This is a genomic window from Pseudoalteromonas umbrosa (assembly GCF_030125375.1).
GTDB classification, from domain to species: Bacteria; Pseudomonadota; Gammaproteobacteria; order Enterobacterales; family Alteromonadaceae; genus Pseudoalteromonas; species Pseudoalteromonas umbrosa.
In genome coordinates, this window is the sequence record NZ_JASJUU010000003.1 from 812,479 (window position 1) to 838,478 (window position 26,000).

At 38.7% G+C, this 26,000-nt stretch carries 14 protein-coding genes; 10 read left to right on the top strand and 4 right to left on the bottom strand.

What is annotated here, in order from left to right:
- Window positions 1–22: 22 nt before the first annotated feature.
- Window positions 23–2,200, bottom strand: a complete 2,178-nt coding sequence (locus QNM16_RS13445; protein WP_417709978.1) for a fasciclin domain-containing protein — start codon at window positions 2,198–2,200, stop codon at window positions 23–25.
- Between the two features lie 474 nt (window positions 2,201–2,674).
- Between QNM16_RS13445 and QNM16_RS13450 the strand changes: the two genes are divergently transcribed.
- Together QNM16_RS13450 and QNM16_RS13455 are read left to right on the top strand one after the other, a co-directional pair.
- Window positions 2,675–3,301: an NAD(P)H-dependent oxidoreductase gene (locus QNM16_RS13450; RefSeq protein ID WP_284020969.1), complete on the top strand. Its 627-nt coding sequence runs from the start codon at window positions 2,675–2,677 to the stop codon at window positions 3,299–3,301.
- Window positions 3,302–3,349: 48 nt separating this feature from the next.
- The gene (locus QNM16_RS13455) at window positions 3,350–3,814 is read left to right on the top strand and encodes a nuclear transport factor 2-like protein (RefSeq protein WP_284020970.1); all 465 of its coding nucleotides are present in this window, start codon (window positions 3,350–3,352) and stop codon (window positions 3,812–3,814) included.
- 172 nt (window positions 3,815–3,986) lie between these two features.
- Here QNM16_RS13455 and QNM16_RS26460 read toward each other — a convergent pair whose 3' ends face one another.
- The 3 genes from QNM16_RS26460 to QNM16_RS13470 all read right to left on the bottom strand — a co-directional run bounded on the left by QNM16_RS26460 (window position 3,987) and on the right by QNM16_RS13470 (window position 16,686).
- Window positions 3,987–14,984 carry a non-ribosomal peptide synthetase gene (locus tag QNM16_RS26460; protein ID WP_284020971.1) on the bottom strand — a complete coding sequence of 3,666 codons (10,998 nt, stop codon included), beginning with the start codon at window positions 14,982–14,984 and terminating at the stop codon, window positions 3,987–3,989.
- A gap of 81 nt (window positions 14,985–15,065) precedes the next feature.
- The gene (locus tag QNM16_RS13465) at window positions 15,066–16,043 is read right to left on the bottom strand and encodes a 2OG-Fe(II) oxygenase family protein (protein WP_284020972.1); all 978 of its coding nucleotides are present in this window, start codon (window positions 16,041–16,043) and stop codon (window positions 15,066–15,068) included.
- On the bottom strand, window positions 16,021–16,686 hold the full coding sequence (locus QNM16_RS13470; RefSeq protein ID WP_284020973.1) for a GNAT family N-acetyltransferase: 666 nt from the start codon (window positions 16,684–16,686) through the stop codon (window positions 16,021–16,023). The genes QNM16_RS13465 and QNM16_RS13470 overlap by 23 nt, the downstream gene beginning before the upstream one ends.
- Window positions 16,687–17,734: 1,048 nt before the next feature.
- Between QNM16_RS13470 and QNM16_RS13475 the strand changes: the two genes are divergently transcribed.
- The 8 genes from QNM16_RS13475 to QNM16_RS13510 all read left to right on the top strand — a co-directional run bounded on the left by QNM16_RS13475 (window position 17,735) and on the right by QNM16_RS13510 (window position 25,995).
- Entirely contained in the window at window positions 17,735–18,514 is a 780-nt protein-coding gene (locus QNM16_RS13475; protein WP_284020974.1) for a hypothetical protein, read from the top strand.
- A 216-nt stretch (window positions 18,515–18,730) separates the two neighbouring features.
- On the top strand, window positions 18,731–20,320 hold the full coding sequence (locus QNM16_RS13480) for an HAD-IIIC family phosphatase (RefSeq protein ID WP_284020975.1): 1,590 nt from the start codon (window positions 18,731–18,733) through the stop codon (window positions 20,318–20,320).
- A 61-nt stretch (window positions 20,321–20,381) separates the two neighbouring features.
- Entirely contained in the window at window positions 20,382–20,783 is a 402-nt protein-coding gene (locus tag QNM16_RS13485) for an acyl carrier protein (protein ID WP_284020976.1), read from the top strand.
- A gap of 84 nt (window positions 20,784–20,867) precedes the next feature.
- Window positions 20,868–22,043, top strand: coding sequence for a glycosyltransferase (locus tag QNM16_RS13490; RefSeq protein ID WP_284020977.1), 1,176 nt, complete (start codon window positions 20,868–20,870; stop codon window positions 22,041–22,043).
- A 207-nt stretch (window positions 22,044–22,250) separates the two neighbouring features.
- On the top strand, window positions 22,251–23,456 hold the full coding sequence (gene alr / locus QNM16_RS13495; protein WP_284020978.1) for an alanine racemase: 1,206 nt from the start codon (window positions 22,251–22,253) through the stop codon (window positions 23,454–23,456).
- Between the two features lie 77 nt (window positions 23,457–23,533).
- Window positions 23,534–23,863, top strand: coding sequence for an acyl carrier protein (locus tag QNM16_RS13500; RefSeq protein WP_284020979.1), 330 nt, complete (start codon window positions 23,534–23,536; stop codon window positions 23,861–23,863).
- 133 nt (window positions 23,864–23,996) lie between these two features.
- The gene (locus tag QNM16_RS13505) at window positions 23,997–24,944 is read left to right on the top strand and encodes a 2OG-Fe(II) oxygenase family protein (protein WP_284020980.1); all 948 of its coding nucleotides are present in this window, start codon (window positions 23,997–23,999) and stop codon (window positions 24,942–24,944) included.
- Between the two features lie 61 nt (window positions 24,945–25,005).
- Complete coding sequence (locus QNM16_RS13510) at window positions 25,006–25,995, top strand: 2OG-Fe(II) oxygenase family protein (protein ID WP_284020981.1); 990 nt, start codon at window positions 25,006–25,008, stop codon at window positions 25,993–25,995.
- Window positions 25,996–26,000 lie beyond the last annotated feature (5 nt).

Below are 26,000 nucleotides of genomic sequence, written 5' to 3' on the forward strand. Positions count from 1 at the left end.
ACCTAGGTCAAAGGAAGGGAAATTAATCGACGGTTGTTATCACGGTGTCAATCAAATGCACAACGCCATTGGCTGTATAAATGTCTTTTTGTATTACATTGCTGCCTTCGATCTGCAGGCCTGATGTTGGTAGCATGACATGTGACCAATTGTCTATACTACTACCCATCATATCCCCTGCGGCCGTGTCCGCTGCGTATAAATATAAAGGACGCCCTAAATACGCTACCTGCATCATATTGTCTTGGCGAGCGATTAAAGACAATCCTGGAATATTTTCAATTTGCGCCTGTGTTGCGATCACCGGCGGCCATGCCGTTGCACATGCATCGTTACACTGGCTTTGTGCAAAAGTGAGATCGTTGTCAAATGTATAGAGTGTAAAGCCTGCTTTTTCACTGCCATTACCAGCGACCAGTATCTGCTTGCTCGAATCGTATGCGACAGCATCGTTTTCGCCATTGTTGGTTCCTGCAAAATCAACAACGTGAATATCGAGCATATTTGCTGCAAGTGTTTCCACTTTTTTGCCGTTGAGTTTGAGGGCCGTCATCGCTGGCGCTTCTAAATTTAACACATGCTGTGTTAGCACTTGTGTCAACCCAGCTGTGTCAGCTAGCAATGCATTGAGTGTGTCAGCTGGGATCTTTTGAAATGCACGATTCGTTGGCGCAAACACTGTAAATGTTGCTTCTTTGTTCGATAGCGTATCAACAAGGTTTGCGGCAGTTAAAGCTTGAACTAAGGTAGAAAGGTCGTCAGTTTCGCCTGCGACTTCGGCGATGGTTTTTTCAGAAGCAACTTTATCAGCAGGGGGCATTATTACTTTATCAAGTACGTGGATGACGCCATTGTCGGCTTGCACATTTGCAGTTCTAATTACGGCATCATCAATGAACAGTTTACTATCTATAGTGCTTAATGCAGCCATATCACTGTTGGCCATTGTAACCATATTTGACTCTGAAGAGGCGATGGCTGATGCTGCGTCTGACATGACACTCTGTCCCGATACAACATGGTACAACAGAATGTCTTTTAACATTTCTGTATTGGCCCCAAGCGCATCTAATGTTTCCTGTCCGAGTGCTGCAAACGCCGCGTCAGTCGGTGCAAATACGGTAAACTTAACAGTTGGATCCGACAACACTTGGTCAAGTTCCGTTGCACCAAGTAAGCTGACTAATGTATTAAAAGAACCTGCCGCAGTAGCAACTTCGGGGATCAAACCCAATGATTCTGGGACCGTCACACTGCCGACCACGACTGCATCGAGTACGTGGATAATGCCGTTAGAAGCCGGAATATCGGTTTGAGTGACCGTGATGCCTGCAAACTTCAACATGTCTGATGTTGCGTCAATAGACACGCTTTGTTGATTGTTTAGCAAGGTCGTTGCGTTTTTGCCATTGAGTGACATCGCGGTGATGGCATCGACATTACCTGCAACAATATGCTGCTTAAGAATATCGCCAAGTACCTCTGGGTTGGCAAGCAAGGTATTAATCGTTTTTGTGCCAAGAGCTGCAAACGCCGCATCTGTAGGGGCAAAAACAGTGAGCGGATCAGAACCTGTTAGGGCGCTTGTCAAACCTGCTGTTTCTACTGCCTTCAACAGCGTTGTGAAATTGCCTGCGGCTGTTGCGACTTCGGCTATATTTTGCGTTGCCGTGGTGCCAGCCGGCGGCATTAACACCGCATCAATGACATGAATGATGCCATTATCGGTTTGAATATCTGTTTGAGTTACAGTCGCAGTGTTAATCAGTAAGCTTTCGCCTGACAGGGATAAAGCTAATTTAGCACCATTGACGGTTTCTGTTGTTTGTCCAGCTAATCCCAGCGCAGTCTCGGCGTTCACTTCTGAAGCTAGTACGTGGTATGTCAAAATACTGCTTAGTTTGTCTGTATCGGCAAGTAGGCCATTTATTGTTTCCGTGCCGAGTAGCTCAAACGCTGCGTCAGTTGGTGCAAACACTGTAAATTTGTTGTTTGTGTCATCGAGTGTTGCATTTAGACCCGTTGCGTCGAGTGCTGCGACTAAGGTGGTAAACGAGCCTGCTGCTTTGGCTGCATCATAGACTGAGTTTTCTGTTTGGTGAGGTTGAGTGATTACGACTGGGTCATCATCATCTGAACAGGCAGACAGTACGCCCACCATGGCAACAAGTGCCAGTTTTGCAAGTACTTTCACGATCATCTCCATTGGAGTGGCTAATTTTCCGGCAATACGCGCTTGGCACGCCAGCAGATCAAGAAAAAGTTGTGCGGGAACAGTCTATTTTATCGTGTGAAGCATAGATTTTGCGGTTATCATTTAGCTGATTTTTTAACTAAGTGAATGCTTTAAAAGGTTAAATTTTTACCATTAAGTGAGTTTTGAATAGCAGAAATAATATGCAAAAAAAATACATATTTTTTTAAAAAAAAGTCAATTTAGACAAGTGAAGACATCGTTTTAGTGAAAAATGACCTAGGTGTATTGGTGAAAACTAAGGCATGATTGTTTTAATTGGAGTAAATAGTCTAAATAGGTGCATGCGAATTTCTAGCAGTTGTTACGGTTAATTTAGGTGTGAAAACAGAAGATAGTTATTTGTACCTACATTGAACTAATTGGGCAAGAGTTGGTCAATAACGATAATTTTAATTACTTAAAAAGCAAGGATGTGAGATGCGCGTTCATCTAATAGTTGCTCACCCTGAAGAGAAATCATTTAACTGCGCATTGCATAAGGTTGCAAAGCAAACGTTCAGTGAATTTGGCGCTATTGTTACTGAGTCCAATTTATATGCTGAGCAATTTGATGCTGTGGCGGGAACCAAGGATGTCATCGGGTTCTCAGACCCTTCGGGGTTCAACTTGGCCAAAGCACAGCGATATGCTTTAGATAATGGTGCTTTCTGCGAACAAATTAAGTATGAGCAGCAAAACTTAATTGCATGTGATTTATTGATCCTTCAGTTTCCACTATGGTGGTGGTCGTTTCCTGCCATTCTAAAAGGATGGATTGATCGCGTATTAACCTCAGGTTTTGCGTATGGTCAAGAGGCCATTTTAAAGCCAAGAAAGGTGATGTACTCAATCACAACTGGGGGAGCAGCCAATCAAGATGAAAAGGCGTATTATCAAGGAAAGATTGATGGATTATACCAAGACGTATTTGGCTTTATGGGCTGGAAAATAGTGCCGCCGTTTATTGCCCATGGCGTGCAGCGAAAAAGCCACAAAGCACGTCAGTTGATATTGCAAGATTACCAATCACATTTAAAAACTAATCTATTTAATAGTCATAAATGACTCGAACTAAAAAAGCGTAATGGTTGAGCTGAAAAATAAGGAGATAACATGAATAAATACGTGTTCGCTTTAATAGCCATTGTTTCATCAAAATTAGCCTTGGCACAACCTGAGCTAACGCATAACGATATGGTGATTAAGGCACAAGCATTTGTTAAGGCTAAAAATGCCCGCCAACAACCTACGACAAGCGTACGGGATATAGATAATTTTATTGCGTTACTTGCAGATGAGTTTGTTGATGAGCATGTGAGGTATAACTTTACTTACACGGATAAAGCAAAATTACGAAAAGACATGGTCGCCAAGCTCAAAGATAAAGTGGTGCATAGTCAAATTGATATTATTGATATCATGACAGGTGCTAACGTCGTTTTTATCAAAATGATGGAGTCAGGTAAGATAAAACCTGCGCACTTAGATCATGAAGTCGAATACGAGAAGACCAATATCGTCTCGTTAGAGTTTAATAGTGATGGATTGATAAAACATATAAGACGGCATCATGGTTGAGACGTTCAATTAGTTTTGGGCTCGATACTTAGTACTGCTTTTTTTAAAAGGGGGACTATCGTATTTTGTTTCAAAAACACTAAATAGCAACTTTGATATGGCAGTCACCAAGTTATATCGGTGACTGCCAGATTAACACTTTTAAAATAGCACAATAGGTTTACTGTACTGTTTAAAGTTCTATATCCTCTAGAACATTACTGTTAATTATTTCGGTCATCTGTGACAACAACTTCTGGTTATTTACCCAAGATACGTGATTTTCTCCATGTAGCGGAATAAGGTCTACATTTTCGATATCAAGCATTGTCTCTAAGTTATTCCACTTTGACTTTTGATAATATTCGTACAATAAGCGTTGCTTGTCATTATCGTAGCCATCGTTCATTGTCATTGCTTTGAATAAAACAATTTGCTCAGCCGCTTCGACCAAATTATCCATGCTTTGTCTACTTGGGCTGTAACGATAATTCACAATATCAATGACAGCCTGTTCTTCCCCTAATCCTTGCGCTTGGCAGGCAGCTCTTACATTGAAATACGAATCTATACAGTGCAAAGAACCAATTCTTTCACCTGCTTCAACAAGCTGTCGTGACATTTCTGTAGAGAGTACACCACCAAAACTCCACCCTAAGAAATGATAAGGACCCTGAGGTTGAATAGACTGAACATATTCAAGATAGAAATGGGCCAAATCTTCAAACGTGATGTCTGGTAATTGGCTGTGCAGATAAAAGTTGTTAAATACAACCAGCCGATACTCTGTCAAATGTTTTGCGAGATTATTAAAGTAGCTTTCGGCTCCCCCTTCACCTGGTGGTAGCACAAATAGTATCGGGCCGTCGGTATTCGATTGATTGAATTCCACATATGGATCGAAACGTCCCCGTGTTGGCTTGGGTTCCTCGCTTGTTTCAACATGCGTTTTGTGTGTCGGTTGCTCTAAAGTATGATCGACGATTTCTTTTAAAGTATCTTGATACGCGGTAGTAAACTGTTGTAACCATTCGGTATCAAGCTTTGAATCAATAGTGATATAAAAAACATCGTCTTGACACATCACAGTGATATCGGTCATGCAATCACTGCTATTGTGATCACGAGGATCTCGAAGGTTGTGACACATTGTTCTATCTATGCTCCAGAGACCTTTATTTTCATTGCTCTGGGAGAAACGACCAAGGTAATTGAAACTAATATCTGGCATACGAGTATCGGTATACCCATAACGAGCACCAAAGCCAATGCCATGGTTCGGAATAGCTCGCCGAGTATCTTTTACCGCTAATACACTGGCCTTTATTTCTGCTTTATTGCTGATTTCAAATGGATACATAGTTGTAAACCAACCCATCGTACTACTTATATCAATTTGCTGATCTATGACTTCACGTCCATGTGCCTCCAGCGTTACGAAGTGGTTTTGATTACCATTTACTCTCGTTAAAGCCATTCCTAGTGCGCTTAGCAATAGATCGTTAATTTGGGTGTCATAGGTGGTGTGACACTCAGCAAGGAGCGATTTACTTCTTTTGGTATCCAGCTCAAATGATAGTTGGTTGTGGGTATCATTTTGCGCATTTTGTACCGGTAAGGTGCTCATAGCATCAACCACACTAGCCCAATACGTATTCTCCTCACTATCTATTGTATGTTGCTTTACAGTGTTGACCCACTGTCGATAAGAGCTTCCTTTTTGGCCTAAAGCCCCACCATCATACAAACGCTGTAAGTCATTAATGAGAATTCGCCAGCTAACTGTATCAATAATTAGGTGGTGAGCTGCAAACCATATTGCAGCATGCCCGTCTTCAAAGCCATGAATATAGGCAAAGCAGTAGGTATCGCCGTTATGAATATCAAACTGACTCTGCCATTCTTCCAATTTGGCATTTATGGTTTCTTGTGACATGCCAGATACATCGAGGTGATGCAGTGGCACTTGTGTTTGCTGTCCATCATAATATTGCTGCCACTTATCATTATGCTGCGAAAAGCGAAGACGGAAAGCATCGTGATAGTTCACTAATTCCTGTATCGCATGTTGAAGTTTAGGCATTATCAAATCAGGTGTTCTCACGCAGAAGGATTGGTTCCAAACATTGCGATTGTGGAGCTGTTTTGAAAAGAACCACTGTTGTATTGGTAATAAAGGCAAATCGCCATTCAGTATCCCTTGTTCAGCTTTGCAGTCAGTTAGAAGCTTTTTATGCTTCAATACATTATCGTAAAGAGCACGGACTGTCGGGTAATCGAAAATATCCTTAACTCTTACATATTGGTTGAACTCACGTTGGATAAAGCTGACAAGCGTCATTGCACTAATACTGTCACCACCTATTTTGAAGAAGTCATGATCTATCCCGATGTCGTCGGAGCCTAAAATATCTGTCAAGATAGTGATTAGGGTCGTTTCGATATCATTGCGCGCTGGGGTGACCTCCAAGTCTTGGGATTGCGGCCGCGCTTTTGGTAATGCGCTATGGTCAATCTTACCATTGACAGTCATTGGCAGCTGGGAGCTTAGCTTTATAAATTGCTGAGGCACCATGTATTCAGGTAATTTAGTTTTTAAGTGTTCCGCTATATCACGCTCGCTAGTGTCTTCATTGTCTGTGAAAAAGTAGCCGACAAGAAATGCACCTTGATCTGCTCTTTGCTCACACTTAACAGTACATTGCTTTATATCTGGGTAGGTAGCCATAGCCGACTCAACTTCTCCTAGCTCAACTCGTAAGCCACGAAGTTTGATTTGTTGGTCGTTGCGCCCCAAGTATGACAGCTCTCCGTTAGGGAGAAAGCGTACCAAATCTCCCGTCCTATATAATGTTTGATAGCGCTTATTTGGTATGGGGTCCTCATCGCAGAGAGGGTTAGCAATGAAGCGCGACTCATTTAATTCTGGGCGATTTAGGTAGCCCTGACCGACACAATTACCGGCTAAGAACAATTCGCCGACAGCGCCTTCAGGCAAAAGTTGCAAGCGGTCATTGAGCACATAAGCTTGCGTATTCGAAAGCGGCTTACCGATTGAGTTTTGGTAAGGATCATTGCCATTAAATACTTTGATGGTGTTATATACTGTTGTTTCTGTGACACCATATGCATTAATGAGTGTACCTTGATAATGCTTTCTAATATGACGATAGTGATTCTCAGAAAAGGCCTCTCCAGCAACAACTAAAGTGTCTAAGTGTTTCATTCGAGACAAATCGAATTGCTGTATATGCGTAGGCGTACCACTCAAAAATGTCAGCTTGTGTTGGTTAACATGTTGGTAAAAGGCTTCTAGAGATTGATCTGCACTGTATATAATGAGCTTATGACCGCTAAATATAGATACCAAAAGCTGCTCGACAGAAAAATCGAAGACGTAATTTGCTAACAGCAATGCCGTTTGATCACTTTCTGGTGTGAAATAACGTTGGGCGAGATCGCTTTGTAAGCTCACGACATTCGCATGCGCGATTTTCACTCCTTTTGGTGTACCCGAAGTACCTGAAGTATAAATAATGTATGCTAGATCGTCGCCAATGACCTTTACACCACAGCTGGTGGTAGGCATCTGGCTTATATGATTGGCTACTGAATCAGAATCAATGGCAATAGTGGTACCTACTACATTATGTTCAGATAGCTGATTAAGATAGCGCATGTTCGTTAGTAGCACTGAAGGGGTGGTATCTTCTAATATTAAATCAATACGTTGCTGAGGATACGTTGGGTCTAATGGTACGTATGCTGCGCCTGCTTTGAGCACAGCTAAAATACAGATCACTGTCCATTCGCTTTTATCAAGCATTAAGGCAACGAGCGCTCCTTTTTTCACATTTAGCGTGTCGCAGAAATAGTGGGCTAACTGATTCGAAAGCGCATCAACTTCAGAAAAGCTGAGCTGTGTATCTTCGTATACTAGAGCGACTTTATTGGGCTGGCGTATTGCGGCTTCTTCAAAGAGTTTATGCAATGACACATCTCTTGGTTCAGTAGTTAATGCCTCAACCGAGTTTATTGCAAGGATATGTGCTTTATCTTGATCAGACACTGTCGGAATTTGGGCGACAATCTTGTCTTGTTCCATTGCAGAGTCAGCAATGTGATTAAGCATCATGCAAAAGTGAGTTGTGAAGTTTGTAACCGTTTGCTTGGTAAATAAAGACTTGGCATAAGTGAAATTGCCACTCAAACCTGAGTCGCTTTGTGAAATCCAGCCTGATAAATCGAATTTTGCGGCAATATCTCCATCCATATTCGGGTTGTAGGGTTGCATAGGAAGAGTATCTTTTAATGCACCTTCAAGCTCAAAGCTGCTATCTAGCATATTGACAGCAAATATGACCTGAACAATGGGGTGTTGGCTTGCATCATTCTCAATACCTAAGTTTTTCACCAATTGCTCAAAAGGCATTTCTTGATGCTGTTGGGAAGATATTATTTCTTGACTCACCGACTTAAGGTAATCAGACAGTGATAGAGCTGGATTTACATCTACTTTTAAAACAAGCAAGTTAGCAAAGAACCCAACCATGTCTTTAAATTCGTTACGATCACGGTTGCTAAAAGGCATACCGATAACAATTTCTCGTTGGTTGGTATAATGACTTAACATTAGACAATATGCGCCTGTTAACACACTGTAAAAGCTGATATCCAATTTTTTAGCTAAGTCACGTAAGTTATCGGTCAATTGTTTATCGATACTGAAGTCTACGGCCTTGCCCTGAAAGTCAAAATGAGCAGGTCGCTGCACATCATTCATTAGTTGTAAGGGTTGATAACTGGTTAACTTATCCATCCAATAGTTATTCAGCTGGGCTAACTTTTCACCTTGCAAAGTTTCTCGCTGCCAAGCAGAAAACTCAGCATAGTTAAGTGTTAAATTAGGCAATGACACTGAGCTATTTGGATGGCAGTATTGATGGTACAGCACTGTGAGGTCTCGCTGTAGAACTAACCAAGACCAACCGTCAAAACAAGCATGATGAACAACAATCGTAAGAAAGCAGGTTGCTTTATCCTCATTATTTTTAGCTAAGGTGATCCGAATTGGTAGCTCTTGATCTAGGGAGAAGATATGCTTTTCTTCTTTTGTTAGTGCACAATCCATTTCTTGACGAGTAGAAAATTCATGTTGTCTGATTTTTATCAAATCGACTGCTTGGATTTTTGGAATAGTGCGTTGTAATTGTATACCGTCTAGCTCACCTTTGATCAGCGTACGCAGCATACCGTGGCGCATAATAATAGCGTGTAAGGCTTTGCATAGTGCGGGTTGATTAATGGTATGTGGTAAAGCCATGTGAATACCAATGTTATAGGCACTGGTGCCATTCTCAAACTTCTCGATAAACAACAAGCGCTCTTGTGCCAGTGACACTGGATTGTATGCATTAGGCAACTTAGTAATAATCTCTTGATCATTTTCAGATGATTGCGAAAGCCATTTGTACTGCATTGCGATAGTATTGGCATTAAACACATTGGCGACATTTAAGTTCTTACCTAGCCTTTCTGATATGGTATAAGCCAATTGAGTGGCCAAAATACTGTCACCACCAAGAGCAAAGAAACTGTCATGTACACCAATTTTATCTGCAGAGAGTCCTAGTACTTCTGACCAAATATTACAGAGGTTGTGTTCAATGGCGTTTGAAGGCGCAACATAGGTTTCTCCATGGGTCAAAAATGCAGTTTCAGGTAGACGTTTTACATCGAGTTTACCGCTGGGAGTAACTGGAACATACTCAATACGCTTTACTTGGTTAGGGACCATAAATTCAGGGAGTTTAGTGCGAAGAAACTCAGTTACCGCTTGAGCGGATAGGTTTTGTTCGGACAGATAGAATCCGACTAAGTATTTATGTGGTGTGCTGCAATTAGATAGTTGACGGTTTCGAGCAATAACTACGGCTTGTTTGACCCCTGGACACTGGGTTAACGCAGCTTCAATTTCTGCCAATTCAATACGTAAACCTCGAATCTTTACTTGGGTGTCAGTTCGACCTAAATATTCCACTTCTCCATTTGGTAACCAACGTGCTAAGTCCCCTGTTTTATAAATACGTTCATTGTGCGTTGGTTGGTGCGCACAGTCTTGTATATATGGGTTAGCTACGAAACGTTCGGCTGAAAGCGCTTCGCGATTGATATAACCTCGTGCAACACCAACACCTCCAAGATACAATTCACCGACACAGCCCTGTGGTAATCTTTCTAAGTTTTCGTTGAGGATATAGGCGGTACAATTTCCGATTGGGAAGCCAATACTTTTATCTTGTCTAGGTTGTTCCAGTAAGTATGGTCGTTTGTGAGTTGTGATGGAAACTTCTGTAGGACCATACCCATTAATAATCAAGCCTTTAAATGTAGAGCGGATCTTATTAAATAACGTTTCAGTAAAGTCTTCTCCGATTGCGTCAATGCGAGTTAATGACGGCAAAGAGTCGAATTCATACATTGATAGCACCGAAGGTGTACCAGACAAGTAAGTCACTTCATTTTCATTAATGTAGTTATACAAACGCGCTTTATCAGTGCGCATATCGTCATTGAGTACAACTAACTTTTGACCATTTAAAAGTGCGTCAGTCATCTGTTCAACAAAGTGATCGAAGATATAGTTAGAGAAAGATAAGAAGGCTTCTTGATGATCAGCATGCAAGTTAAAGCGATCAGCCAAAGACATTTGTAGATTCAACACGCCTCTATGCTCAATCATAACTCCTTTAGGATTTCCGGTTGTACCAGAAGTGTACATGGTATACGCCAAATCCGTCGCAGAACTAATTGGTGAAGGGTTTGTGTGGGGCATATCATCGAGGCAAACTTCATCAATGACTAAGATGTCTGTGTCTTTGTCGACCAGATTTTTCATTGCCTGGAAGTGACGTTGATTGGTGATGAGTAATTTTGCATTGATATCACCAAGAATAAACTGGATCCGATCTTTTGGAAAAGCAGGATCAATAGGTACATATGCACCTCCTGATTTCCACACACCAAAGATACTAGAAAACATGTGCTCATTTTTGTCTAGCACTAAAGCAACATATTTATCTGGTATTATATCCATCATGGACCGCAGCTTGTGCGCAATCTGATTGGATAGTGTGTTTAATTGTTTGTAAGTCAGTTTAGTTTGTTCGTAGACTAGTGCGATCCGTTCTGGATGCTGTTGTACCATAGTCTCAAACCTGCCGTGTAGCGTTTCATCTACTAAGAAGTCAGTTTTAGTTTGATTTATTTCGTCCAGTAATTGAGATTGTTTGTTATCAACTAAAGTAAACTTGCCGACCGGTGTTGTAATGTCGTTGATGAGCTGATCAAAGATCAAGTCAATTAGCCCAAGTAGCATATCAATGGTGTTTTCTTCGAATAATTCAGCAGCATACCAAAGGGTCCATATAATCGAATTATCTTGAGTCTCTTTGACGATTGTCGCTAATGGGTAGTCAACTTTTTCTAATTCATAGTTTGCTTCAAAGTCTATGCCATGTTTTTGCAAAGACTCGGCACCAAAGTCTGGATAGTTTTCTAAGACGAATAGGGTATCGAATAACCCTTTCTTGTTGTCGCCTTTAAACACTTTTCCCAATTCGACGTTGGCAAAAGAGTTCATTGCATTTACTTGAGATTGAATATCGCCTATGGCCTCAAGCGCTGATTTTCTTTGAGTAGTTGTGTGATCTACGATAAGGGGAAGTGTGTTTATAAATAAGCCCACAGCGTGTTCGATGTTATCGATTGGCAAATTACGGCCAGACACAATTGTGCCGACAACGGTCTGCTCAGCATTGCCCACTGTATGCAGTACTTTATGCCAAACAAATTGCAACATGGAGTGTAGGGTGATGCCATTGCGAGAACAAATGGTGCGGATCTTTTCTGCTTTTTGTTTGTTTAAAACTAAGTTGCCTGCTTTTTGGCTCTGCACATTGTCGTATTCTGTTAAGGAAACTTTATATCGCTTTTCTTGTTTAACTAAGCCATTGTAATCACCACGCTCGGTAATATTTTCTATTTGTTTGTGCCAATACTCAGCGTGTTCATTTCGATTTTCTTGCCAAAAAGAGAGTGCTTGCTCGTAAGTTGTATCTTGATCAGATAGCACTGATTCATCGTCAACTAAAGAGAGGTACGTATTGTGAAAAGCATTGAATAAATTAGCTAAAGACCAACCGTCTAGGATAATATGGTGGCAGCTAAACAAACAGCTAAAACAACTCTCTGACTGTTTAATAAGGTAGACTCTAAACGGGTTATCGACATCAAGTTTATAGCCATTTTTAGAATCAACAGCCTGCAGCTCTTTGATTGCAAGGTCAATATTCTCGTGTGTACTATAGTCGAGTAATTGCCATTCTAGCTTTTGCTGTTTTTTTATGGTTTGTAAAGGCTGTTCTTTCCATTCAAATCGAGTGCGAAGTACGCCATAGCGATCTTGGACTAGTTCCCAAGCCAATTTGAACTTCTCGACAGAAATTTTTGCATGATAAGTGAAGAGTGATTGCATCACATAATCATCATTATTGCCCTGTTCTCGCTTTTTCAAATATTGATACATGAAGCCCTGTTGAAGGCTATTTGCGAGATAAGATCCTTCTTTACCAGCGAAGGTGCCAGTGTTTGCGACTTCTCGAGTATCGGTGGTTCCAGTGGCTTGGTAAGAAGTTATCTTATCTGACAGTTGTTCTATCGTACGTGATTGAAATACGTCTTCAATGGATAGGTTAACATTGAATTGTTTACGGATATGAGCACTCAATATTATCGCGGTGATACTGCTGCCACCAAGGTGGAAAAAGTTGTCTGAAATACCAACTTTGACTTCAGGTATACCTAAGGTATCAGCCCAAATGGCTTTTAACTTCTGATCTATATCATTGCGTGCGGCCGTTGGTTCATGGCTAACTGAAAGGGCATCTATGTCTGGCAGTGCTTTCAGATCTGTCTTGCCATTAGTATTTACTGGAATGCTATCGATATGCACCATTCGTGCAGGTACCATAAAGCGAGGTAATTGTAATTCAAGGTGATTTATAAGCTGCTCTTCTGATACTTGCTCCGGATCGGCTTCATAGTACCCAACGAGATATTTTCCTTCGTCATTATCTCTATTTTTTGAGGATTTAACAGCGACTACACATGCTTTAACTCCCGGGTATTTGAGTGTTATTGACTCTATTTCACCGGGCTCAATACGAACACCGTTAAGTTTAATTTGAAAGTCATTGCGGCCAAAAAATTCTAACTCTCCATGGGGGCCTATGCGTGCGAGGTCGCCGGTACGATAAAGGTTTTCATTAAGTCCCTGCTCTATTTCGTGCTCACTACGGTGAGGGTTCTTTATGAATCGTTCAGCGGTTAGCTCCGGTCTATTAAAATACCCGTTAGCTACGCCTGCACCTCCAATAAACAGCTCACCAAGTGTGCCTGGAGGTACTTGCTTGAGGTGCTCATTTAGGACATAGCATTTAACATTTCTTATTTGTCGGCCGATGCTTCGATTGTCTCTTACAGAGTCTTGTTCGAAAAACTTGATAGCGGTAACAAACGCAGCTTCTGTGAAGGCGTATTCATTGATAAGGGTTTTTGTGAATACGTTTCTCATGCGCTTGTAGCGGCTTGGTGTTAGCTCTTCTCCGACTAAGAGGATGCGGCTTAGTGCAGGACAATGAGAATAATCATACTGCTGCAAAACTGAAGATGTGCCGTTTAAGTAGGTAATACCATGCTGTTCGAGCAGTTTAGGGAAGCGAACTACATCGAGTTTATCTTTTTCATCAAAGATGACAAGCTTTTGATTATTTATGAGCGCAATGAGTAATTGGCGAACAAAAGGCTCAAAGCCATAAGGTGAAAAAAGAGCGATTGCTTCACTGTGTTTTTGACCAATTTCATAAGCTTCAGTCAAATAGGTAATACTGTTGATAACGCTACGGTTATTCTTAATGACGCCTTTAGGAACACCAGTGGTACCTGATGTATAGGTCATATATGCTGGATCCGTGCTTGCTAGCCCTAAGTCAAAGTTTTCTTGGCTGTGGTTTGTATTTGTTAAGCAGTCAAACATGTCATCTATATCGACAACTTTCGCGCTTTTCTCACTTAGCGCAGTAATGCGATGGACATAAGGTTTACTGGTTAAGATTGTCCTAACGCCAGAGTCTGCGAGAATAAAGCGGATCCGTTCATCAGGAAACCCAGGATCAATAGGAACATATGCAGCACCTGATTTCCAAATACCAAGTATTACCATTATCAACAGTTCGTCTTTATCCATTATTAATGCGACTAGTTGGCGCGGGTCGCTACAATTTTGTTGTTCTAGCAAGAAGCGAGCAATCTGATTCGATTTTCCATTTAACTGTTGATAATTAATACTCCGCTCTTTGTAAACGACGGCTGTTTTTTGCGGGGTACGTTCGGTTGCTTCTTCGATGAGATGGTGCAAGCGTTTATGAGATGGATAATCGCCATCGGTATTATTCCAAGCGAGTAACTCTTGTTTTGCACAAGGGCTTATTAATTCAAGCTGGGATTCAGTTATATTTGGATTAGCTGAAAACTGATCGGCAATTACACTCAACAACTCTAGCATGGCAGCAATGCGAGAATGATCGAATAATGCTGCATCAAAGTGTATTGTCCAAGTTAAGTGGCCATTGTCATCAGTGTACACATCTGCCCATAGTGGTGCATATAATTTGAAATCATCAACAGCCGCTGAGTTAACAGTCAAAACACTTGTGTAAGGTAACTCTGCAATCGCGGTTAACGGTTTGGTTTTGTGTAATTCAGAGATAATATCTGAAAACTCAGTATTGACCATCTTATCATGATCAAAAAAGTCTCTTGCCCAATAGGTTTTTTCGTTAATTTCGATGTTTACTAATGTGACTGTTTGACGTGTAAACCCAAATACACCCAATACCTTATGCCATAGTAAACGCGCTATGGCATTTTGAGAAACTTGGTTTTCATCCTGATAAAGGGATAAGTTTTCAATGATATTTGACTCAAAAGTACGTGTGATACTTGCAGGCGCTTCGACTCTATAAGATTTCTCTTTTGAAATACGATCTCGTTGATTATCAGGGATCAGTCCATCCAGATTCCAAGTAGGCGCTAAATTGACCTTCTCAGGTGAATTAAAATACAAGCTCATAAACTATCTTCCATATAAGAATAAACTTCAAAAAAACGAAAAGAAAACCTACTTGTGTAGGTTTTCTATATGTACATGTGGTTAGGTTTGACCATTGGAAACAATGAGGTCACTTAATCCTTTTTGAAGATAACTACCGTAAGTAATTGCTTCATTTTTTGAGGCGTCATTTGAGTGAGGAATAAAGGGCTCGATGACACTTTCATGATCTAGATTGAGAAAGAATGGAAGAGATAATCTCTCTTCGTTAACCCACTTAACACGGTGTAAAGGTGATGGGTAATAATTATTAGTAATATGAGCCATATATGTACCCACGTTAACTAAAAAACAGTCATCTGTAGCTGGTATATCCAAATACCCCTCGTCGGTTAAAACCTGAAGGTTTTGGACTTTAGACTGATACAGTACAGTTATCATCGATACGTCATAGTGACTTTCGAAACTTAGCTTGGTGCCGTCTTTAGCCTCTTTCACCGGGGGATAATTTTCAAGAAATGGATAGCGGATCAATGACACAGCAGAGAGGCTTCCTTTTTGACTAACATACGGCTCAAAAAAGTCCTCGTCCTTGCCTAGCGCTAGGGCATAACCGCGAAGTAATACTTTTGAAAAATCCAAAACTTCACGGAAGTAATTCTCTTGAAAATTACGAAATCCTGTGTATTTGTTCTCATCAGGCCATACATTTACCTCATGCATGGGTGTGCCGGCTTGTATATGAGGGTGATCAGCAGTAAAAGAAGGGTTAAGAATACAGAATGATTGAACCGCTTTTTTCCCCTCGATTGGCATATAATAGCCATTTCGTTTTTGTTTCTTATTTTGCGGGTTGTAGGCCTCAATTGCCAAATTCCACTTCTCTTCAGGGGTAATTTTTTGATGAAATTGAGTTGTTACTTCAGCAAGCCCTTGAACATCTAATCCGTGGTTTTCTGCTAAAAAAAAACCGCTTTCCTTGGATGCTTGATCAATTAGCTTGGCAACCTCAATTTTTTTAGATATATCATTACCAAATAATGGAGATACATCTATCCTAGATACTTTTGCAAATTTCATTTTTATTTCTCTCTAATATATTTAATATAATATCTTTGGTTTGGTTGTTTATTGAGTCACCTTCATAACCGGACCTAAGAAATTCTTCGCTTTCTTCATATATGTTTTCGTTAATACTTAAAATGCACTTTATATCCCTAATGTCACATTTTTCGTGGTTTCTATCTTTACTGCAAACACAACAGCTTTTAAAAGCTTGAGGGTGGTTTATCTTGAGGTAATCAAAAGAGACTGGAAAAATTCCATTTTTTGCACTGCTTATTAATGCTGATGTACCACCACTTTTTGGTTTGGTGGTGCCAATTATCTTTACTCCTTCAGAGTCGGCTAAGTCGATTATCTTAGATTTCAATTTAGAGTATAATCCTTGTGAACGATATGACTTATATATCCAGCCTGCTGATAACTCTGCTACAGTGTTTTCTAATCTATTTAGACATAGAAACCCTATTAACCTTTCATTTACACTTATGTCTGAACTTTTATCTAAGGCAACAATACAAAATCCTGAGCGAATCTTTTCTAAAAAAAAATCTGTATCTCTTTCTAAAATTGATTCTTCATATTTGGATATTTCAGACATACGATATGCAATATCTTGATGAAGAGATTCACTCAATTTCAAGCTGTTAATAATTTGCATTTTTGTGACTGTTAAAGTTAAAAGTGTTAACTATTAATGCACAAAGTTTTATTAAATACAACTTGGTGGCAACTTCAGTTTTGTTATAAATAGAACGTGATTTCCCTCAATTATTATTTTTTTTAAAGTTTAATAAATTGATTTTCCCAATGCTTGTATGTGTGAAAAATGCCTAAGTACCTAGCTGGGGCACTGCATTTATGAGCTTTAAGAAGATTACCCAATTTAAATAAAATAGTATTTTTGAAGCAGTCTAGTACTTACATGTATGAAATATATTCATCTAATTAATCTGTAAGGTAACTTATTCTTTTTTTATTTTTATTATTGAATATTTTAAATTTAATTTGGTCTTAATGTTTGATTTTAATTTGTTTTTTATTTTTCAGTAATAGTTGAATTAGCTTTCATGCTCATTTGAACTTGAAAAATTCCCATTCGTTATAGCGTGATAAATTATGCTCTATTATTTTTAAATTTGAACCATTTTAAAGTTTCTAAAGTTACGTAAAAATGTATATGGTTAAAATTTTTAGGTTTCTGTTTTTTAGATGTTTTTTAATCCTTTAAGTTTGCTTGGTTCTTCTTGTTTGATGGTGTTTTTCACCCTGTCTCACTTGTTTTAAATTATCTAAATACTTCACTGTTTTTATCTTTTTGGATGACTTGATAGCAAAATTAAAATTCTATGATTTAGTGCTGTTTTTTAATTTCGTGAGTCTGACTATTACGATTATTGATTTGGTTTGTATGAATTTTATTAAACAATACTCTTTAATTTATTGTGAGATGTACACCTTAGCTATGGTTTTGACTTAAATTTAAGCTGATAGTCAATGTATTGGGCAGTATTTAAAGTTACATATGGTTGTAATATGCACAGAAAAGTAAATTTTATAATAACTCAGTGTTGATTATTGTGTTTAATCACGTATTATCTGTGTGAATTAAGTGTTTAGTAAGTGTTTCTCACTTGTGTTTGATTGTGGTTTTAAAATGACTTTGTGGTGTATTTTTTGTTAAGTTTTTTGTTTTTAGGCGTTTATAGATGATTTCTAGAAAAGAACATTACGATTACCTATTGGATATGGTGAAACTTAAAATTTGGTTTATTTTTCATTTTCGTAATGTATTTTCAGGTGACAGCTTTGCTAACTTTGTTAATACCAGGACAATGCTGTTGGCTTATACAAGTCTCAATTTAAATAACCTGTATAGCGACACCAAATCATCAGATCCTTGTTTGTGGGATGAAATATTGTCTGAACTTGAAAGTTATATAAGCAATAGTGTTAATTTTGATGATTTTGAAGCTTTTTCCCTTAAGTTAATCAAGCCATATTTAGAGCCTAGGGTAGATAAGGATATGGAAGGATTAGAATGGATGTGTACAGATCCTAAATATAAGTTAATGAATCCATTTAAGTATAATTTAGGAGTTGAGGGAAATAAGTTAGAGTTTCATTTTGAAAATCATCATTACCCTAAATCTATTCTAGGTAATAAAGAGTGCATGATGTCGGCACTGGAAGTGATGGTTAATGATGCTAAAAATAATAATTTTAAATACATAGAGGGAACAACATGGCTAAATAATTTTAAGCCTTGGCTCCGTGTTTTTCCACCTCAATGGCAGGCTAATGGTTCATTAGATAGTCATGATATAAAAGGGAATTTAGGATTTTGGGGACAGTTTATATCCTCAAATTTAACTTTAAATAAGAAAGTTTCAGATAGGTTTAAGCGTAATAAATTGCTTCCTTATCCGATGAAAACTTGTTTTGCACATGTTGATGATTTTTCGAGATTTTTAGAAATGGAGAGATAGAGCCTTAGCTAATTTTTCCTTTATATATTAATAATTTAATCTCTTTCCAAGGTTTGTGTAGGAAATAGGCGTAGGTTTTATTTTTATAAAAACGTTTTTTCAAAAGAGTTTTTTACCATATTCATAAAGTTTAGTGTTTATGGCTTTGATGTTGATTAACTTTATTAGTGATTTAAATGTTTTTTAAGATTTATGGTGTTTTAGGTTAGGTAGAATATGGAAAACGTTGAATTAAATAATCTGTTTTTGGCTTCTAATTTTACTATTAAGCCTGTAAATAACGTAATGAACTATTGGTTAGATAGTTATCAAGTGAAAAGCTCAATACACTTTTCTGAAGCTTACAGCTTTATTTCAAAGTTATACGATAAAAAAAGTGAGTTTTATGACACCTCCAATTTTTCCTCTGTCATTTTTTTTAGATATGAAAATTGTTATGCAGGTAGTCAATCGATTGACCTAAGCTTGTCGGTAGTAGAGTCGTTTTCAAATGAACTCTTTGATGCACTTGAGTATGCATCACTGAATGGCTCTGTCCCAATACTGCTGATTGAAGCACCATCTTCGGATGCCTTAAACATCAATACCTCTGATCTAAGAAATGAGTTAAAAACTAAGCTAAAGCAGCTAGATAATGTACATTTTGAACCTCAGGAAACTCTTTTTTCTCTATATCCGTCATGTCAGTATTTTAATGAATATGAATATGCAACTACCTTGATGCCTTATTCGAGAGAGTGCTATACCGCATTGGGTACAATCGCTTCACGGCTCATTGTTTCAAGGAAGATTAAACCCAAGAAGGTCTTGGTGCTGGATTGTGACAATACGCTGTGGGGAGGAGTTGTTGGAGAAGATGGAGTCGAGAATCTTGTTTTAAATCATGACTACATTGGGTTGCAAGACTTTGTTGTGAAGTTGCATGACAAAGGTATTTTGTTGTGCTTATGCAGCAAAAATACTGAACAGGATGTCTGGGCTGCATTCGATTACCATCAAGGGAAAATGCCATTGCAGAAGTCTCATATTGTCTCTCATGGGATCAATTGGGATCTAAAATCTAGCAATATAATTCGCCTAGCAAATGAGCTTAACCTTGGACTAGATAGTTTTATTTTTATCGATGATAACCCAACTGAGATATGTGAGGTTCAGAGCGCATGTCCTGAGGTTACTTGTTTACAACTCCCTGATAATTCCAACGACATTATGTTGTTTTTACAACACCAGTGGGCTTTGGATGTTCCTGCAGTGAGCAAAGCTGATGCAAGCCGAACTCGGTTTTATCAAAAAGATAAGTTACGTAAAGCCGAGCAATCCAAGTTTACTAGCCATGAAGAGTTTTTAGCGCATTTAAACTTAGAACTCAATATATACGAAATCAGCGATGAATCTATTGCACGTGCATGTCAGTTAAGTGTGCGTACTAATCAATTTAACTTCAGTGGTATTCAGTTTGATAGGGCGCAGGCGAGTCAACGCATTGGAAGCAGTACTTCTAAGTGCATGCTTGTCTCGGTTAAAGATAGGTTTGGTGAGTATGGAGAGGTTGGCTGCATATTTTATCGAATCGAGTGTGATTCTATTGTGGTTGAAAACTTTTTATTGAGTTGCAGGGCTCTGGGAAAAAATGTCGAGAAGAAAATGTGGGACTGGCTGTGTAATAGAGCAGAGGAAAAAGGACTCGGCAAGATTGATGTTTTGTTTAAGCCTACCGCGAGAAATAAACCTGCAGAGAATTTTTTGAAGTCGATTGAATTTAATCGTTTTAATGAGGGGGATGTGCTGAGACATAGCCTGTTTTAGTCACTGTTTTTCTTAGATTTTAATAATTTTAATACGATATAAAGTTGATAAAGGGATAAAAATGAAACAACCAGTTATGGACCCATCAAATCTAGCTGATCTGATGGAGGGGATTTCTAAAGGTTCTTCGGAGCAGACAAATGAAAACTGTGCAGATGTTATAGAAAATCTGGATCCGATCCCAAAAAAAATAAACGAAATCTGGTGTGACATTCTTGGGTGCGCTTCGTTTGGGCAAGATGAAGATTTATTTGATGCAGGCGGAGACTCTGTATCGGCAGTGCAGGTATTTTCCGAGATCAATAAAGAGTTTGGGATTCAAATTGATATTGAAGAGTTATTCAGTAGTGAATGCCTTTCAATTAACTGGTTTTCTGATCTTGTTAAACAGTATTTAGCAGATTTAAGCGAGTGCAATATGGTGCAAGGCACCGATGAAAAAAGCTCTACATTAGAATCCTAGTGTTTATTTTGTTCAATCACAGCAACGGTAATAATGGCATTTAAATGTTTGTGACCACTACTAACGGAAAGGTTAAATAAGAAAATGAGTAAGTCAGTAATATTGTTTACCAGAGGAACAATGGGAGACATTTATCCATTTCTACATATAGGTAGAAAGCTTAAAACGCTTGGTTGCGACATTATTTTTATGTCTAATTTCCGTTATCGTGATAATGCTGAGCAAGAAGGTTTCGAGTTTGTTGCATTGGATGATGAGGCTTGGTTTGACTACTTGAACAACGTGCCTGAATCGAAACGTAAATTACCTGCGTTGTTAAAGTTGTATAAGGACATCATACCGGCAACAACTGAAAAAGAACTTGCTCTTATCGAAAGCAAAATCGAGTCACCAGAGAACACCATTATATTGGCACATAGCAATGATTATATGACCTCAATGATGGCAAAAGAGAAATACAATATCCCGTTGCATTTGTGCGTGCTCGCTCCTTCATTTGTGCATAGCATTCAGTTTTTCGAGTCTGTATGTAAAAACGCCTCTTTGCAGGTTAATCAAGTTCGAGAAAATGTTGGTTTATTACCTGTTCAAGACTGGGAGCAATGGGTAAGAGGTTTTAATGATGTTTTTGCTTTCTGGCCACAGTGGTTTTCTTGTGGAAAGAGTAATGAAGTACAAGAAATGGAAAATGTGGGTTTTCCCTCTGTTGGTCATGTCGATCAGAATGCATTACAACCTGAGGTGACAAAATTTATAGATAGTGAGAAAAAAGTAGTGGCGATAAGCCATGGCACTAGTCGACCATTTAGAGATAACTACTTTTGTGATGCTATTGAAGCTTGTCGAAATACTGGTCGAAAGTTATTGGTCATAACGCCTTTTAGAGAATACGTCCCAGATAATATTTCAGAAGATAAAGATGTTTTGGTTGTGGATTACTGTCCATTTCACGAGCTTATACCTCAAATTGATTTGCTTATACATCATGGTGGTATTGGCACTGTTCGTGAGTCAATAGCCAGTGGTACTCCTCAGCTAATAATTGGTAAGGGATACGACAGACCACATAATGGTCGCATTGTGAAAGGATTAACAGTAGGTGATTGGATTGCACCCAACGCCCTATCAAGTGAGACCATAAAAGCATCAATTGAGCTTATTTTAAACTCTGAAGACATTGCATCATCATGTGAACTTCACAAGGAGTATATGGTTGAACATCAAGTGGAAAATAAATTCTATTCAAAAATATTAGAGTGATAAGTCAATTCTATTCACTGGGGTTTCAAAAGTTTAATTAGCTAATGTCAATGGAATATACGCTCAATGTCATATTCCAAAGGTGTTTAACAGAGAAGCATAGGCTAGTTCAAAGCTATGGCAATGTACTTCGTTTGGTATTTTGCGGTGTATGTCAGGAATAGGCTGATTATTCTTAGCCTATTTAGGTAAAAGGTTGGTAGTGAAATGAGTAATAAAGTTAACAGGCCGGTAAGTGGGGCGTCAATGGGCAGTGACATTGATGTACTCAAAGCAAACCGCACTAAGCTGACAGTCGACTTATCTGCAATAAGACGAAACGTAGACTTTGCGCGAGAACTACATCCGCATTCAAAAGTGATGCCTGTGATTAAATGTAATGCCTATGGAGTTGGTGCTGAGCAAATTGCCCATGATCTTCAGAAGCATGGCGTAGATGCATTTGGTGTAGAGAATATTTACGAAGCGCTTTGTCTTAGAAAGAGTGGCGTGACTTTACCAATTGTTGTCTTGGATGGTTGTGTTCCTGAGAACATAGACGCTGCATTGGACGAAGACTTGATAGCAGGCATTGCATCAATTGAGTTATTGAAGGAATACGATAAAGCTGCATCTAAGAAAAAAAAGAAAGTGAAGGTGTGGTTATATTATAACTGTGGTTTAAATAGATCCGGGTATAGTGATTTAGATGAGTTTTCTAACTTTGTTCAACTATCAAGTGAAATGGATAATGTAATAGTTGAGTGTATATATTCTCAGCTTTCTGATTCACATAATGATTTTGATTTTACGTTAACTCAAGTTGAAAATTATAAAAGTGCTATATCAGTTGCAAAAAAAGTTTATGGTGAGCAACTTGAAACAAGTTTATATGCAAGTCATGGGATTATATCTAAAGTTGGAAATGTCGATTCAAATTGGATACGTCCAGGCTTAATGCTATTTGGTGAAAATTGCTTTTCTGCAAATATGAGTGATGAGATAAGAGCTTCAGCGTTAAATCTAATACCTGCACTAAATCTAGAATCTAGATTAGTTCATAAAGTAAAAATTAAAGAAGATACCACTTTTTCTTATACACAGCACAATAAAGTCCGTAAAGGTGAAACTTTGGGAACAGTATCAATTGGTTATGGCAGTGGTTTGTTTCCAAATGGGGGAGATGATTACTTTATGTATGATCAAACCCAATTACCACTAAAAAATAGTGCGATTGGGATGGACTTTTCGCAAGTACAAATACCTTCGGGCTGCGATATACCACTCTATTCTTGGGTGACTATTTTTGGTGGAAAAAATGAACATCGTAAGTCCCTTAGAGATTTTTCAATAAGTATGAAAATATCGCCATATGCATTACTTACTTCACTAAAAGTAGCGCGTGAGTACAAAAATGGTCTTCTAAACGAATGAATAGTAGATATTGGATGCTCGTTATTGTATAGGCGCCAGTATGTACAGCTTTAAAGTAAAAATGGAATGTAAGCTCAATGAATAAATTACCAAATAACAATGATTTTACTAAAAAAGAAATAGAAAGTTTTGTTTCTAAAAAATTGGCTGAAATTCTTAACTCTGAAAATTTTAGTAGTTTAGATAGTATTTTTGATCTCGGTTTAAATTCTATTCAAGTAACATTTTTGGTTATTAATATAAATGATAACTTTCAAGTTGATATCGACGTTGAAGATATTATAGAAAACCAAAGTGTATCTTCCCTTTCAAATAAAATTGATAGCGTGATTAAAGTTAATCGCCTTCGTGGTAACTTTGATGAGCAAAAAGATAATGGGGAAGAAAAGGATAAGTTTTATCTTTGATGTTAACTTAACTAAATATATTTATTTTTATTAATTTTTTTGGTTAATGGTTTTATATTTATAATTGATAATATGCTTTAAAGGTTTATGTATAAATAAACAACGCTTTAAAGATACAGGGAGATTAAGTTGTATGATAATGCCAAATATCCCCACTTTTAGTTTGGAAGAATTAAAAGATGGTTCTAGACAGAAAGAGCTTGCAGAGTGCGTTACGCAAATTGGGCTGTTTTATGTTTCTGATTACGGTTGTAGGGATTCTTTGCACCGCAATGTCACTGATATGGCAATTGATTTCTTTGAAAAATCTCGCCAAGAAGAGCAAGCGGCAGTGAGTTTAGAACAAGGAAGTAATCGACGTGGATTTTCCGGCTTAGGAACGGAAAGTACAGCCAGTTCTACGGGTGTAGGTCATTATTCTGATTATGCATTTTGCTACTCGATGGGGACATCAAACAACTTATTTCCATCTGACGAATTTGAAACTGTGTGGAGTGGATATTTTGACAAATTATACAGCGCATCACGTGATATCGCGAAATCTGTATTGATTTCTGTTGAGGAGTCATTGAATGGTATAGACGACATAGACGAGTTCTTAACATGTGAGCCTTTACTAAGAGTCCGGTACTTTCCGGAAGTACCAAAGCAACGTTCAGCGGAAAACATGCCTTCGAGAATGGCTCCTCATTACGATTTATCAGTTATTACCTTGATACAGCAGTTTTCATGTCCAAATGGGTTTGTCAGCTTACAGGCAAAAATTGGTGATAAGACAATTGCTTTGCCAGAAAAGCCAGGCACGGTTGTGATTTTGTGCGGGGCTGTTGCCAGCTTGGTAACTCGTGGTCGAATTCACGCGCCAATTCACCACGTAGCGGCACCGCCGACAGATCGCATTGAGGGAAGTGATAGGTCTTCAGCGGTGATGTTTTTACGTCCGAATGCAAACTTTAGATTCTCGGTCCCTGATGCAAAAAAGTGTGGTTTGGATGTCAGTATTGAGAGCGAAACAGCGACTTTTGCTGATTGGATGGGTGGCAATTATGTAGAAATGCTATCCGTTGAAGAGACAGTTTAATGCGTCATAACACGGATATGAGCTTACTACATCTATTAACTTATTAAAGGGCTTGTTTATTATGTCAACTCAGTCAATTCCAGTTTTTTCCTTACAGGATCTGAAAAAAGGGCTACAGAAAAAAGCGCTGTTAGAATGCGTTTCCAAAAAAGGGCTATTTTACCTGTCAGATTATGGGTTTGATGACACACGCCATCGAACTGCAACGAATGTGGGCTTGGACTTTTTTCAAAATGGTTCTGCACAAGAAAAGGCGCTCTGCTCCAATCTCGATAAATCACAAAGACGAGGATTTTCTGAATTAGAAGCTGAGAGCACAGCGACGATCACTAATAACGGAAATTACTCTGATTATTCTATGTGCTATTCGATGGGTTTATCAGACAATGTATTCCCAAATGATAATTTTAAGTCTATTTGGTCTGACTATTACAACGATATTTATGATATTGCTAGAGACACTGTAGGGGCGGTGATGTCTGCTGCTGGCGTTTTTACAGATAATGAAGAAAAGTTTGAAGAGTTCATGGATTGTAACCCTTTATTACGTTTGCGCTACTTTCCTGATGTGCCAGAAGATCGCATCGCTGAAAAGGTGCCGATGAGAATGGCTCCTCACTATGATCTTTCTATTGTGACATTAATCCAGCAATTCGGGTGTCCAAATGGATTTGTCAGTCTGCATGTTGAGGTAGATGGCGAACTGATTAAAGTACCAGCAGTCCCTAATACAATATTAATCTTATGTGGTGCAGTGGCGAAAATAGTCAGTAAAGGCAAGATCCTTGCACCGATACACCATGTTGCTTCTCCTCCCACAGATCTTGCTGTAGGAAGTGAGAGAACATCTATGGTGTTCTTTTTGCGACCTAACTCAAACTTTTCTTTTTCTGTTCCTGAAGCGCGCAAGCTTGGTCTTGATGTATGCATTAAATCTGAACAGGCGACATTTGGTCAGTGGGTTGGGGAAAATTATTTAGAGCTTAGCAGTCATAACGAGCCTGATAAACCTAAGGCTAAAGATATGCAGCGACAGCTAGAGTCAGTTTAATCGTA

Excerpts from the sequence above, each read along its gene's own strand:
- QNM16_RS13480 (WP_284020975.1), top strand. The coding sequence starts at position 18,731 with ATGGAAAACGTTGAATTAAATAATCTGTTTTTGGCTTCTAATTTTACT.
- QNM16_RS26460 (WP_284020971.1), bottom strand. The coding sequence starts at position 14,984 with ATGAGCTTGTATTTTAATTCACCTGAGAAGGTCAATTTAGCGCCTACT.
- QNM16_RS13490 (WP_284020977.1), top strand. The coding sequence starts at position 20,868 with ATGAGTAAGTCAGTAATATTGTTTACCAGAGGAACAATGGGAGACATT.
- QNM16_RS13450 (WP_284020969.1), top strand. The coding sequence starts at position 2,675 with ATGCGCGTTCATCTAATAGTTGCTCACCCTGAAGAGAAATCATTTAAC.
- alr (WP_284020978.1), top strand. The coding sequence starts at position 22,251 with ATGAGTAATAAAGTTAACAGGCCGGTAAGTGGGGCGTCAATGGGCAGT.
- QNM16_RS13475 (WP_284020974.1), top strand. The coding sequence starts at position 17,735 with ATGATTTCTAGAAAAGAACATTACGATTACCTATTGGATATGGTGAAA.
- QNM16_RS13510 (WP_284020981.1), top strand. The coding sequence starts at position 25,006 with ATGTCAACTCAGTCAATTCCAGTTTTTTCCTTACAGGATCTGAAAAAA.
- QNM16_RS13505 (WP_284020980.1), top strand. The coding sequence starts at position 23,997 with ATGATAATGCCAAATATCCCCACTTTTAGTTTGGAAGAATTAAAAGAT.
- QNM16_RS13470 (WP_284020973.1), bottom strand. The coding sequence starts at position 16,686 with ATGCAAATTATTAACAGCTTGAAATTGAGTGAATCTCTTCATCAAGAT.
- QNM16_RS13455 (WP_284020970.1), top strand. The coding sequence starts at position 3,350 with ATGAATAAATACGTGTTCGCTTTAATAGCCATTGTTTCATCAAAATTA.
- QNM16_RS13500 (WP_284020979.1), top strand. The coding sequence starts at position 23,534 with ATGAATAAATTACCAAATAACAATGATTTTACTAAAAAAGAAATAGAA.
- QNM16_RS13465 (WP_284020972.1), bottom strand. The coding sequence starts at position 16,043 with ATGAAATTTGCAAAAGTATCTAGGATAGATGTATCTCCATTATTTGGT.
- QNM16_RS13485 (WP_284020976.1), top strand. The coding sequence starts at position 20,382 with ATGAAACAACCAGTTATGGACCCATCAAATCTAGCTGATCTGATGGAG.
- QNM16_RS13445 (WP_417709978.1), bottom strand. The coding sequence starts at position 2,200 with ATGATCGTGAAAGTACTTGCAAAACTGGCACTTGTTGCCATGGTGGGC.